Source organism: Streptomyces sp. NPDC005435 (assembly GCF_040703155.1).
Taxonomy (GTDB): Bacteria; Actinomycetota; Actinomycetes; order Streptomycetales; family Streptomycetaceae; genus Streptomyces.
In genome coordinates this window covers 219518-231849 of the sequence record NZ_JBEXEQ010000006.1, presented here as the reverse complement: position 1 = coordinate 231849, position 12332 = coordinate 219518, and the positions used below count along the sequence as shown (strand labels likewise).

The following is a 12332-nucleotide window of genomic DNA, read 5'->3' as shown; positions in this document are numbered from 1 at the left end:
GGTCTGTTGTTTTGGCGCCGGGCGCCGGGTGGATCAACTTCCGCCTGGCGCCTTGCCGTTGGTGCCGTACCTTGCGTGCTCGGGGCCAGGAAGGGCATGCCCCATGCGGTACGGCGCCGGCAGGGGTGCGCGAGAGGCGGCGGCTGTCGTGATCGCCGTCCTGACGAGCGGCTGGACGAGCGCCTGCTCGTCGGAGAAACCGGCACAGGCCAAGGTGTGGGGCAGTGCTACTGCACGAAGCTGCCGGCTTGGCAGCACGTCAGGGACGCCGTGGCGGGCGGGGGCGGGGGCGCGTTCCAGGGCGAGGGCGAGGGCGAGGGTGGGGGCGAGGGCGCCGGTGACGGGCAGGGTGCCGGACCGCTCGCGTCCGACGAGGCCGACTCCGCAGGCCGCTCGGTCCTCGCCGCCGCGAGCGGACTCGACCAAGAGTGCCTCGGGGACGGTCCCACCCGCCTCCTCTACGACACCGCCGACGCGGTCCACGGCGACCCCGCAGCGCGCTGTCCTACTGCGCCGCCGCAGGCTTCGGAATCCTGGTCGGCCGGTCCGGCTGAGCGCCGGCGCCGGCGGTCAGCCCGGCGAAGTGGGAGCGGTAGCACAGGCGTTGCGCCTGACGGCAACCAGGCGGGCAGGCGTACGGAACGGCGGCGCCGGGAACGTCCCCGCATGCGCGGGGACCACGGCGAGAACGAGGAGACGGTCGAGACGACCGTGGGACCACCCCCGCATGCGCGGGGACCACCACGGACGCGGTCTCGATGCCGAGGGTGCGGCAGGACCACCCCCGCATGCGCGGGGACCACCCGTCGCCCTCACTCGAACCATTGTCGTTGGTGGGACCACCCCCGCATGCGCGGGGACCACAGGCGTCGAGCTGCATGTTTACACGTATGGGGTGTGGGTTTTGCCTACTTTACCGAGGTGCGACATATTGCGGATCCAGGTCATGTAGGTGTTTGTCGACCGGCGTGCCAAGTGGATTCCGAAGCCTCCGTACGGAGGTCACATGTTGCCCATTGGTTCGACGTCCACGTATGTGGGTGTGCCCCATACCCGTAGGACCTCGTAGTCGGTGAACTCGTGTACCAGGCGGTATGCCATCGCGGGGCGGGAGCCGCGGCGCTGGGCTGCCAAATACGCTTCCGCTTCCGCGCGGTCGCGGCGGGGGGTGCCGCACAGCTGCCACTCGCGGCCGTTCCATGCCTCCGGGAGCCAGCGCTGCTGGGGTTGGGGGCGTTCGGCGCGGACGCCGTAGCGGGAGGGGGATTTCGCGGGGGCGTCCGTCGTACGGGAGGGGGCGCCGCCGCCGTACTCCGCGCGTCGGGCCGAGCGGCGTCGCGTCTCGCACAGCAGGCACAGGTCCGGGGCGCTGGTGTCCACCGGGCCCTGCGGGTGCTCGGGGCAGCGGGTGGTCGGGGCGCCCGCCTCCAGGCTCTCCTCCAGCAGGTCCAGCGCGCGCCGCAGATCCGTCTTGACCTCGTGCAGCCGGGCGTCCGGGGTGTCGGTGGTCAGCGACTCGCCGTGCTCCCCGACCAGCCGGAGGGCACGACCGAGCGCGGTGAGCTGGGCGTGATTCATGGATCCAGCTTCTCACCCGGGGCGCGTTCCACGGGAAGGCGGCGGGAGCGCCGAGAATGACGGCAGCGGCAGCGCTATGTGTTCAAGCTCCATGTGCTCAAGCCCTATGTGCTGAGGCTCCATGTGCTGAAGCCCCATGTGACCGGAGGTCTCCCCGTGAGGATCAACCGGGCCAGCGTCTTCGTCGACGACCAGGACAAGGCCCTGCGCTTCTACACCGAAGTGCTGGGGTTCGTGAAGAAGGCGGACGTCCCGGTCGGTGAGTACCGCTGGCTGACCGTCGTCTCCCCCGAGCAGCCCGACGGCACCGAACTGATGCTGGAGCCCGACGCCCACCCCGCCGCCAAGGCGTACACCTCGGCGCTCGTCGCGGACGGCATCCCGGCCACGTCCTTCGCCGTGGACGACGTACGCGCCGAGGCCGAGCGGCTGCGCGGGCTCGGGGTGCGGTTCACCCAGGAGCCGACGGAGATGGGGCCGGTCGTGATCGCCGTACTGGACGACACGTGCGGCAACCTGATCCAGATCGCCGAGTACACCGGTCGCCCCGCGTAGCGCCGGGTCCGTCCGCTCAGCCCTTGTGCTGGATCAGGCTGCCCTTGCCGCACGTGGTGGGCGCGTCGCCCAGCGGCAGCGGCGAGGCGGCCTTCAGCACGGGCCCCGCGGCGAGGCCCGCCGCACAGCCCGCGGTGTCGGTCGCGGTCCAACGGTCCCCACTGTCGCTCTTGGCAGCGGCGGCATGCGCGGGCGCGGACAGCGCGGCGGCGGAGACGGTGAGCGCGGCGGTGGTGAGCAGGGCCTTCATCATGCCGGGGGAACGAGTGGGGGTACGGGGGTGTTACGCGGGTTCGCCCGGGAGGGGCGGGCTCGGTGGGGCGTGTGGCGACTCCGAGGGCCGGCCGTTCGCCTCGCCTCACGCCGTCTCCCGGGCCCGTCGAGCCACCCGCCCCCCGCCTCACGCCGTCTCCCGCGCCCGTGTCTCCACCTGTCCCGTCTCCACCCCCGCCACCCGCCGGAGGCCGAACGCGTAGGTTGCCGCGAAGCCCACCGTGTAGCCCGTCAGGAGGCCGCCGCCGTAGACGGCCGCTGCCACGGCTGGGCCGCGGTTGCCTGTCAGGAGCGGGAACAGGGCCCAGCCCGAGGGGCCGATGGCGGTGGCGCCGACCTTCGTGCCGAGCATCGCGAAGAAGCCGACGAAGGCGCCGCCTGCCGCGCCGCCCGCGCAGGCGGTGGCGAAGGGGCGGCCGAGGGGGAGGGAGACGCCGTAGATCAGGGGCTCGCCCACGCCGAGGAGGCCCGCCGGGAGGGCCGAGCGGATGGTGGTGCGCAGGGCGGTGTCGTGGCGGAGGCGGACGTAGACCGCGAGGGCGCCGCCGACCTGGCCGGCGCCGGCCATGGCGAGGAGGGGGAGGAGGACGGTGTAGCCCTGCTGTTCGATCAGGGTGGTGTGGATGGGGATCAGGGCCTGGTGGAGGCCCAGCATCACCAGGGGGAGGAACAGGCCGCCGAGGAGGAGGCCCGCGAAGGCGCCGGTGGTGGTGAGGAGCCAGTTCGCGCCGGTGCCGATGGCGGTGGCGACGACTCCGGCGGCGTACATCAGGCCGTACAGCGTGGCCAGGCCCGCGACGAGGACGGTCACCGTGGGGGTGACGAGCACGTCCAGTGCGCCCGGCAGCCGGCCCCGGCACCACTTCTCGACCCGGGTGGCGAGCAGCGCGGCGGCCAGTGCGCCGAGGACTCCACCCTGGCCGGGGGAGAGGTGTACGCCGAACGCGGTCACCTTCTCCACCCCGGGGTGGACGACGACCGCCGCCACCGCGCCGCCCAGGATCGGGGTGCCGCCGAACTCCTTCGCCGCCTGGTAGCCGACGAACACCGCGATCAGCGCCATGAAGCCGGAGGCGATGGCGGTCAGGGCGGGGGTGAGGCCGGGGAGCCAACCGGCGTTCACCAGAAGGCCGTTGAGGCCCGCCAGGACGCCGCAGCCGATGAGGGCGGGGATCAGGGGGACGAAGACGTTGGCCACGCGGCGGAGGCCGGCCGGGCCGGCCGGTCTCCCCGGGGCGGTCGGCTTCGCCGGGCCGCTCGGCTTCGTCGGGCCGCTCGCCGCCGCCCGCGTCTGTTTCTCCACCTCCGCCGTCACCCCCTCCACCACCCCAGGACCCAGCACCACCTGGAGCGCCGTACCGCCCTTCCCGATCACCCCCAGCACCCCGGGCAGAGCCCCTAGGGCATCCCCGTCCACCGCGTCGGGGTCGGCCACCGTCAGACGGAGACGGGTCAGGCAGTGGGCCACGGCGGTGACGTTGGCCGGACCGCCGGTCAGGGACAGGATTTCGGAGGCGAGGGCGGAGTCGTTGCGCACGCCTTGAGCCTGCGCGCCGGGGCCGCGATGCGGCGGGCACGGCACGCGCCCCGCCGTCGGAGTCCTCCGGAAGGCGGGGGGTCATCAGGGCCGTCCGCGCGCCCCCTCACCCGCCCCGCGAAGCCCCCTCACCCCTCCCGCAGCGCCTCCCGCAACCGTCCCCCCGTCTCCTCCAGCAGCCGCGCGGCCGTGACCCCGTCCACCCCCGCCAGCAGGATCAGGATCGCGTTCTTCACCTCGCCGTCCGCCTCCGTGAGCGCCCGTTCGATCTCGGAGTCGGCCGCCCCCGTCGCCTGGGCGACGATCCGCCGCGAACGGGCGCGGAGCTTGGCGTTGGAGGCGCGGACGTCGACCATCAGGTTTCCGTAGGTCTTGCCGAGGCGGATCATGGTGATGGTCGAGATCATGTTGAGGACGAGCTTCTGGGCGGTGCCCGCCTTCAGCCGGGTGGAGCCGGTCAGCAGCTCGGGGCCGACGACCACCTCGATGCCGTGCGCGGCGGCGGCGCCGAGCGGGCTGCCCGCGTTGCAGGACAGCCCCACGGTCAGCGCGCCGAGCGCCCCCGCGTACTCCACCGCCCCGACCGCGTACGGCGTACGCCCCGACGCGGAGACGCTGACCACCGCGTCCTCCGGCGTGAGCTTGAGCGCGTCGAGGTCGGCGCGGGCCAGTTCCGGGGAGTCCTCCGCGCCCTCCACCGAGACGACCAGCGCCTCAGGGCCGCCCGCGATGAGGCCGACGACCTGTCCGGGGGCGGTGTTGAAGGTGGGCGGGCACTCGGAGGCGTCGAGGACGCCGAGGCGTCCGGCGGTGCCCGCGCCCGCGTAGACCAGCCGGCCGCCGCGCGCCATGCGGTCGGCCACGGCGTCGATCGCAGCGGCGATCTCCGGCAGGCGCGCGGCCACCGCCGCCGGTACGCCCGCGTCCTCGCCGTTCATCAGGCGGGCGATGTCGAGGGTGGGCAGTGCGTCGATGCCGGCCAGCTCGGGGCGGAACGCCTCGGTGGTGAGCGCGGCCAGCTCGGTCTGGAGACGGGGGGAATCGGTCATGAGGTGCGGCTCTTTCCGGTGGGTTCCCAGGTCTTCCTGTCACGCCGGTGCGTCCGGGCGCCGTCTCAGCGCGGGGTGCTCCGGTGCCGGTGGGCCAGCGCCTCGTACGACGCGGCGAGCGCGGGGGCCGCGCTGTCGTACGTCCGCTGCGCCACGCCCACGAACAGGCAGTCCACGACCAGGAGTTGACTCGTCCGCGAGGACATCGCGGCGGGCCGCAGCTCGCTCTCGCGCGAGGTGGACGTGGTCAGCACGTGGTCGGCGTACTGCGTCACGGGCGAGTCCGGGCGGCCGGTGATCGCGACGGTGGTCGCGCCGCGCTCGAAGGCGGCCCGCAGGGGTTCGATCACGTCGCCGGTCGAGCCCGAGTGGGTGATGGCTATCGCCACGTCGCCCGCGCGGAGCTGTACCGCGTTGGTCACCGCGAGGTGCGGGTCGCCGGGCGCGTGGGCCATGAGGCCGATCCGCAGCAGCTTCTGGGTGAGGTCCTGGGCGACGAGACCCGAGGCGCCTATGCCGTACACGTCCGTGCGCCGGGCGGCCGCCAGCGCGGTGACGGCGGCGCCGAGCTGCACGGTGTCGAGTCCGGCGGCGGTGTCCGCGAGGGTCTGCCGTTCCTCGTAGGCGAGCTTGGCGACCACGTCGGCCAGCGAGTCGTCCACCGCGATGTCGGTCGTGATGGCGGGGGCCTGCCCGGACTCCTGCCGGGCGGCGAGACCGGCGAGCGCCAGGCGCAGGTCGCGGTAGCCGGGGTAGCCGAGCAGGCGGGCCGTACGGACGACCGTCGCCTCGCTGGTGCCGGTCAGCTCCGCGAGGCCGGTGACCGTGAGCGCGGCGCAGCCGGCCGGGTCGCTCGCCACGGCCTCCGCCACGCGGTGCATGGAGCGGGTCATGGAGGGGCCGAGCGTCCGTACCTTGGCGGCCAGGGAGCCGCCCGGACTGCCGAAAGTTTCCTTCACGTCCCGGGTCACCGTTGAAAGGTATTTTCGGCTCGGCGGTGGGGTCAAGAGCGCGGACAATGGGGACATGGCAGATCCCGCAGAACCCGCAGACTCCGCCGAGTCCGTCAGCGCGCTGGAACAGGCCCTGCACGCCGCCCGCGCCCTCGTCCTCGCCGACCTGATGGCGAGCGAGGTCGCCGAGGCCGACGTGGTCTCGCTGGTGGAGGAGTCCCTCGCCCAGCGCCGCTGGTGGGTCGAACAGTGGCCGGAGGGCGCCGACTTCCTGGCCGGGCTCGTCGCCCAGGACGTCCAGGACGCCCTGCTGGAACGGCAGGGCCGCTGGCCCCTGTGCCCCTCCTGCGGCTCGGGCGACCCGCACGCCCTGGACGTCGAACCCGAGCTGGGCCCCGACCCGCACTGGGTCTGCCACGAGGCCGGCATCGACGTGGCACCGGTGGGCCACCTGGGGCACGCCCTGGGCGGGAACACACCGGCGTGAGGGACGGCAGGGCCGCAGGGGCGCGCGGGGGCGGCCGTACGCCGGGGGCGCGCGCGAGCGTTCGTACGCCCCGGCCCGCAGACGGTCCCGCGAGCGGCCCCACCGCCCCGCCCGCAGACGGTCCCGCGAGGCGCCCGTGACCGTCTACATCGACCCGCCCACCTGGCCCGGACACGGCCGTCTGTGGTCCCACCTGGTCAGCGACGACTCCTACGACGAACTCCACGTCTTCGCCGCCCGCCTCGGCGTCCCCCGTCGCGCTTTCGAGCGCGACCACTACGACCTCCCCTCCCAGCGCTACGCCGACGCCGTCGCGGCCGGCGCGGTGGAGGTCCGCAGCCGTGAGGTCGTACGGCTGCTGCTGGCGGCGGGGCTGCGCAGGCGCAAGGGGAGCGAGGCGCCGCGGGCCTAGGGGGTGTCTCCCCTAGCCCTCGGCGACGTACAGCAACAGGTCGTCCGCCATGCCGTGCAGCTCGCGTGCGGCCCGCTCCTCCCCGGGGGTCGCCGGGCGGAAGCCGGCGCGGGTGAGGACGTGCTGCGAGGGGAGGTTCTCCGGCTCGACGGTGGCGATCACCGTCCGGACGTCGTCGCGGGCGAGGGCCCAGGCGGTCAGCGCGCGGGCGGCCTCCGTGGCGTAGCCGTGGCCGCGGGCCTCGGGGACGAGGTCGTAGCCGATCTCCACGCGGCCCTCCGTGTCCGGCGTGCCGTGGAAGCCGGCGCCGCCGACGGCGCGGCCGTCCTCGGGGCGGACGAGCACGAAGACGCCGAACTCGGGCCGGTGCAGGCCCGCTTCGTACGCCTTGACCAGGAAGCCGGCGGCCTCCCGCGTGCCCTCGTACGGCGCGCCGCCGAGCCAGTCGAAGCCGCCGTCGCCGCCGAGGCGCAGGTCGCGGGCGGCGGCGGGGCGTACGCCGGTCAGGGTGAGGCGTTCGGCGGGGAGGACGAGGTTGTTGCGCCAGCGCCACGCGGTGACCGGCGGACGGCCGGGCAGCTCGCCCCGGCCGGTGGCCCACAGCAGGGTCGGCCAGGCGTCCGGGCCGGGCTGGACGTGCGGGAACAGCCAGTTCAGGACCGCGTCCGCGAGGTCGCCCGCGGGCTCGTACGGCACGCCGAGGCCCTGGGCGATGTCGTGGGTGTGCAGCAGGACCTCCGCGACGCCCATCGCGGCGAAGCCCTCGCGGTCGGCGCTGCCGAAGGGGTGCGGGTGGTAGGCGCGGGCGCCGGGCGGCGCGGTGGTGACGGCGGCGGCGAGCAGGGCGCCGGTCGTCTCCAGGACGTGCAGCAGCCCGGCGTTGTCCGTGCCGGGGTCCAGGGTCAGCTCGAAGGGGACGTAGGCGTCGCGCGCGCCTCCGGCCAGGTTGGCGGCGTAGGCCACGAGGTCGTCCGCGACGTGCGTGGCGGTGGCGTGGCAGTCCCACTCCAGACCGCCCGCCTTCACCGCGCTCCAGTCGCGGTCCGCCGCCGGGCGCAGCGCCGCCACGCATCCGGCCACGGCCTCGGTCACCCGGTCCCCGCTCATCGCTCGCATGAGGCGACCCTAGGCCGCCGGGAAGGTCACGGCGACAGCATTTCGAGCTCGCCGCCGAGGTTGTAGCGGGCGGTCGCCTCCCAGTGCTCCCTGCCGTAGGGGGTGTGGAACAGCTCGGGCAGCGCGAGGAGTTGGCGCAGTACGGCCGAACGGCCCTCGCGGAAGGCGTCGTTGGGGACGAAGTGGTACTCGTCGCGGATCTCGGCGGTGTACGCGGCGTACGCGGACGGCGGCGAAGCCAGGATCGCGAGGTCGGCGTCGCACAGCACCTGGCCGTTGCGGTCGTCGCCGGCCGGGTCGTGACCGGTGGTGAGCCGTACCAGACGGGCCACCTCGGCGGTCTTCTCCTCGCTCAACCCAGCCTCGGCGAGCGCCCGTTCGGCCAGCCGCGCCGACCGCTCCTCGTTCTCCGACCGCTCCGGCAGATACACGGCGTCGTGGAACCAGGCGGCGAGCCGCACGAGGTCCGGATCGTCGGCGTGCTCCGCCAGCAGGTCCACGCGGTCGAGCACGGCGGTCAGGTGGTCCAGGGTGTGGTATTTCCGCTGCGGCTCCTGCCAGCGGGCCAGCAGGTTGTCGGCGTAGGGCGCGGGATCGGGGCCGCCGCCGGGGGCACGGGCGCCCTCCAGGGCGGCGGCGAAACGGAGGCGCGGGGCGTCGAGGTCGGCCATGGGGCCATTCTCGCCTCCGCGCGCCCGCTCCTCACCGACCGCGCGCCCCCTGCTCACGCGGCGAGCTCCGTGTCCGGGACCGCCCGCGAGCGCAGGACGCGGAAGACGACCTCCAGCTCGTCGATCTCGGCGTCGTCGAAGTGGTCGTCCAGCACTCCCCGCGCGGTGAAGAGGGCGTTCTCGTACAGGTCGCGGACGCCGATGAGGCCGTTGGCCGCCACGTAGCGGACCATCAGGTGCACCAGGTCGATCTGGTCGGCGGACAGGTCGTGTCCGGCGACGAAGCCGGAGAAGGCGTCCTGCGCGGCGGCCCGGTCCAGGCCGCCGATACGGCGCAGGAACACCCCGAGACCGCCCTCGGCCGCCCGCCGCTCCGCCAGGTCCTCGGCGGAGGCGACCCCCTCGGCGAGGAAGAGCTCCTCCAGGGCGGCGAGGTCCCCGGCGGTGATCTGCTCGTTCTCCCGCAGCTTGCGGACGGCCTCCTGCTCGCGGTGGGTCTGGAGATAGGCGCGGGCCTTCTGCCGGAAGCGCTCCTCGTCCGTGCCGACGGGCAGGCCCCTCAGCTCGACCTCCGAGAGGGTGCCGGGCTCCTCCGCGATGTCCGTGTAGACGATCTTCCGGGCGGCGGGCGTGTCCACCAGATGCGCCAGACCGCGCACCCGGCGCCGCACGTGCTCCAGCATCGGGACGGTCACGTTCTCCCACCACGCGTCGTCGGCGACCGCCTCCAGCAGGGGCGCCTCGTCCCGGACGGCGGGGATGTTGGTCTTGCCGAGCAGATCCCGGGCCAGCTCCCGGACCTGGCCGCGCAGACGCGGGTAGTCGGAGCCGCCCTCCAGGGCCGCGAGCTGGAGACGGAAGGCGAGCAGGTCGAAGCGCCTGGCCTCCTCGCCCCGGTCCTCGCCCTCGGGCCGGTGGTCGGACGGCAGCCCGAGGACGTCCTCGCCCAGCGCGTGCGCCGCGTCGTCGTCGATGCGCTGCCAGGCCGCGAAGTCGCCGCCGAACGCCTCGACTTGGCGGCGGTGCGGCCGTACGAGGAAGTTGCCGAGGTGCATGCCGCGCACCGTCCGGTGCAGGTGGTGGGCCAGCGACCAGCGCAGGGACGCCTCGGTGTCCACCGCGTCCGGGCCGCCGTCGCGCGCCGGGTCCGGGCTCTGGCGCCGGTCCAGCGCCCGGAGCAGATCGAGCCGGCAGCGCAGCAGCTTCTCGGTGAGCGCCGGGGCCTGGCGGGCGGGGGCGCGGTCGAGCTCCTGGTTGAAGAACTCCGCGTTGCCGCACAGGTCGAAGACGTGGAAACCGTCCTTGTCCCGGCCGGGGCCGTAGATGTCCGGGCACAGCCGGGTGCCGCGCCCGATCATCTGCCAGAACTTCGTCCGCGAGTACACCGGCTTGAACAGCACGAGGTTCAGCACCTCGGGCACGTCGACCCCGGTGTCCAGCATGTCGACGGAGATGGCGATGTCGGGGGCCTTGGCCGGGTCGGAGAAGTCGTCGATGAGCTGCTGGGGGTTCTTCTCCCGGTAGGTGACGACACGGGCGTCGTTCCCGGCGCCCCGCGGGTAGTTGAGGTTGTACTGCTCCTCGATGGCCAGGGCGTGCGTGCTGTTCTTGGCGAAGACGATCGTCTTGCCGAGCCGGTCCCCGCCCTCGACGCGCAGGCCGTGCCGCATCAGGACCTCGAGCGCCTTGTCGATGGTCGGCCGGTTGAACAGGAAGCGGTTGACCTCGTCCGCGGAGACCCCGTCCGGGACCTGCCCGTCCTCCGTCCACTCCAGGTTGTCCCAGGCCTCCTGCTGCTCCTCGGTGAGGTCGTCGTAGCGGAAGCCGCGCCGCAGCGAATCGAAGGGCACGTCGACGACGTTCGGCTTCACCAGGAAGCCGTCCGTGGCCGCCTGGTCCAGGCTGTAGGAGTCGGTGGGGACGCCGTCCTCCAGCTGGAACAGCTGGTAGGTGTTGTGGTCGACGTCGTCCTTGGGCGTGGCCGTCAGCCCCAGCAGCAGACCGTCGAAGTACGCGAACAGCTCGCCGTACTTGTCGTAGACCGAGCGGTGGGCCTCGTCGATGACGACCAGGTCGAAGAAGCCCGGCCCGAACCTGCGGCGGCCGTCCTCCGTGACCTCGTCGACCAGGTTCATCATCGTCGGGTACGTCGAGACGTAGACGTGGGCGTCGGTCTTCTTCTCGGTGAGGAGGTTGACCGTCACACTGTTCGGCAGATGCTCCTTGAACGCGCGTACGGCCTGGTTGACCAGGGCCTGCCGGTCGGCCAGGAACAGGATGCGGCGCGCCCAGCCCGCCCGCTGGAGGAGTTCGGCGAAGGCCACGGTGGTACGGGTCTTGCCGGTGCCGGTCGCCATGACGAGCAGGGCCCGCCTGCGCTTCTCCCGCTCGAAGCTCTCGCCGACGCGCTGGATGGCCTGGAGCTGGTAGGGGCGGCCCGCGATGCCCTGGTTGACGTTGGAGGACTTCAGGGCGAGCCGGCCGGCCCGCTGGCGGATCAGCCAGTGCAGCTCGTCCTTGGTGCGGAAGCCCTGGACCCGGCGGGGCGGGTAGCCGTTGTCCCGGTCGTGGAGGTAGGTCTCGTAGCCGTTGGTGAAGAAGACCACCGGCCGCTGGTGGTAGGCGGCTTCGAGCGCGTCGGCGTACAGCTCGGCCTGGCGGCGGCCCGCGCGGGCGTCCACCCGGGTGCGCTTGGCCTCGATGACGGCGAGGGGCCGGTCGTCGTCGCCCCACAGGACGTAGTCCACGTAACCCCGGCCGGACCCGCTGATCACCCCGGGCTCGCCGTCGACCGGGAACTCGCGGTCGCGCGCGTCGGTGAGGTCCCAGCCGGCCTCCTTGAGGAGGAGGTCGATAAACAGGTCGCGGGTGGCGGCCTCGTCGTAGTCGTGGGTGTCGGGGCGGGCCTCGTTGGCCTTGCGCAGCTCGGTGACGCGGGCGCGCAATTCGGCGACTTCCGACGTGAGTTGGGCGCCCTTCGCGCGTTCCTCGGCCAGTTCCGCGGCCTGGGCGTCCCGGCGGGCCCGGTCCTCCTCGGCCTGCTTTCTCAGCTCCGTCTGGCGGCGCAGCCGGACCTCGGCGGGGACGGGACGCGGAACGCGCTGCGTGTCGAATCGCGCGCCCGGGGCCGGGGCGGAGTCCGGGCCGGGGGCGTAGGTACGGGCGAACCAGTAGAGGACGTGGAACAGTTCGGCCACCGTGCGCATCGCGTCCTGCGCCCGCACGGGGGCCGGGCGGTGCACGGCGTGGTTGCCCTGGCGCCGGACGAGGTCCATCTTCGCGCTGAGCGTCGGACCGGCCAGGTTCCGCATGCCCGGCTCGTGGAGCATCGCGCTCAGGTCGTTGCGGTACGGCGGGCGCAGCGCGGAGTCGTGCTCGTACATCCACTGCACGGCGAGTTCGAGGACCCGGCGGGCGTAGAAGCAGGACGTACGCGGGTCCGCGTGGGCCAGCCGCTCGGCGCGCAGGGCCTCGTCGTAGAGGGCGGGCCAATGGCCCTGGAGGAAGAGGAAGTTGCTCTGCGGGCGGCCCGGGTCGGGGGCCTGGGGTTGCGGCGCGTTCCGCTCACCCTGGCCGCCGGTCGGGTCCGGGCCGGCCTGCTCCGGCCCGCTCTGCTTCGGCCCGTTCCCCTGTTGTGCCTCTGTTCCCATGACGGAGCCGTGCCCCTTCCCCCGGTGGCGTGTGCGGTGCCGCGTGGTGTT

12 protein-coding genes are annotated in these 12332 nt (G+C 73.6%); 3 read left to right on the top strand and 9 right to left on the bottom strand.

Annotation, left to right across the window (positions count from 1 at the left end):
- Positions 1-33: 33 nt before the first annotated feature.
- Both AB0898_RS10165 and AB0898_RS10160 read right to left on the bottom strand, forming a co-directional pair.
- Positions 34-426 carry a hypothetical protein gene (locus AB0898_RS10165; protein WP_366802399.1) on the bottom strand — a complete coding sequence of 131 codons (393 nt, stop codon included), beginning with the start codon at positions 424-426 and terminating at the stop codon, positions 34-36.
- Positions 427-1002: 576 nt separating this feature from the next.
- Positions 1003-1578, bottom strand: coding sequence for a hypothetical protein (locus AB0898_RS10160; protein WP_366802398.1), 576 nt, complete (start codon positions 1576-1578; stop codon positions 1003-1005).
- 156 nt (positions 1579-1734) lie between these two features.
- On the opposite strand from AB0898_RS10160, the gene AB0898_RS10155 reads away from it, so the two are divergent.
- Positions 1735-2133 carry a VOC family protein gene (locus tag AB0898_RS10155; protein ID WP_366802397.1) on the top strand — a complete coding sequence of 133 codons (399 nt, stop codon included), beginning with the start codon at positions 1735-1737 and terminating at the stop codon, positions 2131-2133.
- A 16-nt stretch (positions 2134-2149) separates the two neighbouring features.
- On the opposite strand, the gene AB0898_RS10150 is transcribed toward AB0898_RS10155, so the two are convergent.
- The 4 genes from AB0898_RS10150 to AB0898_RS10135 form a co-directional block, all read right to left on the bottom strand.
- Positions 2150-2386 (bottom strand): hypothetical protein, encoded by a 237-nt coding sequence (locus tag AB0898_RS10150; protein WP_366802396.1) that lies wholly within the window; start codon positions 2384-2386, stop codon positions 2150-2152.
- Positions 2387-2533: 147 nt separating this feature from the next.
- Entirely contained in the window at positions 2534-3943 is a 1410-nt protein-coding gene (locus tag AB0898_RS10145) for a PTS transporter subunit EIIC (protein WP_366802395.1), read from the bottom strand.
- Between the two features lie 128 nt (positions 3944-4071).
- Positions 4072-4992, bottom strand: a complete 921-nt coding sequence (gene murQ / locus AB0898_RS10140; protein ID WP_366802394.1) for an N-acetylmuramic acid 6-phosphate etherase — start codon at positions 4990-4992, stop codon at positions 4072-4074.
- Positions 4993-5057: 65 nt separating this feature from the next.
- Positions 5058-5963: a MurR/RpiR family transcriptional regulator gene (locus tag AB0898_RS10135; RefSeq protein ID WP_366802393.1), complete on the bottom strand. Its 906-nt coding sequence runs from the start codon at positions 5961-5963 to the stop codon at positions 5058-5060.
- 55 nt (positions 5964-6018) lie between these two features.
- Here AB0898_RS10135 and AB0898_RS10130 point away from each other — a divergent pair, with 55 nt between their 5' ends.
- Both AB0898_RS10130 and AB0898_RS10125 read left to right on the top strand, forming a co-directional pair.
- Positions 6019-6432: a hypothetical protein gene (locus tag AB0898_RS10130; protein ID WP_366802392.1), complete on the top strand. Its 414-nt coding sequence runs from the start codon at positions 6019-6021 to the stop codon at positions 6430-6432.
- 136 nt (positions 6433-6568) lie between these two features.
- Complete coding sequence (locus AB0898_RS10125) at positions 6569-6844, top strand: DUF4031 domain-containing protein (protein ID WP_366802391.1); 276 nt, start codon at positions 6569-6571, stop codon at positions 6842-6844.
- A gap of 12 nt (positions 6845-6856) precedes the next feature.
- Here AB0898_RS10125 and AB0898_RS10120 read toward each other — a convergent pair whose 3' ends face one another.
- Genes AB0898_RS10120 through AB0898_RS10110 form a run of 3 tightly spaced genes read right to left on the bottom strand, consistent with a single transcriptional unit; the run spans position 6857 to position 12281 of the window.
- Positions 6857-7960, bottom strand: a complete 1104-nt coding sequence (locus AB0898_RS10120; protein WP_407078320.1) for a GNAT family N-acetyltransferase — start codon at positions 7958-7960, stop codon at positions 6857-6859.
- Between the two features lie 26 nt (positions 7961-7986).
- On the bottom strand, positions 7987-8631 hold the full coding sequence (locus tag AB0898_RS10115; protein WP_366802390.1) for an HD domain-containing protein: 645 nt from the start codon (positions 8629-8631) through the stop codon (positions 7987-7989).
- A 53-nt stretch (positions 8632-8684) separates the two neighbouring features.
- Positions 8685-12281, bottom strand: coding sequence for a DEAD/DEAH box helicase family protein (locus AB0898_RS10110; RefSeq protein ID WP_366802389.1), 3597 nt, complete (start codon positions 12279-12281; stop codon positions 8685-8687).
- Between the last annotated feature and the right edge of the window lie 51 nt (positions 12282-12332).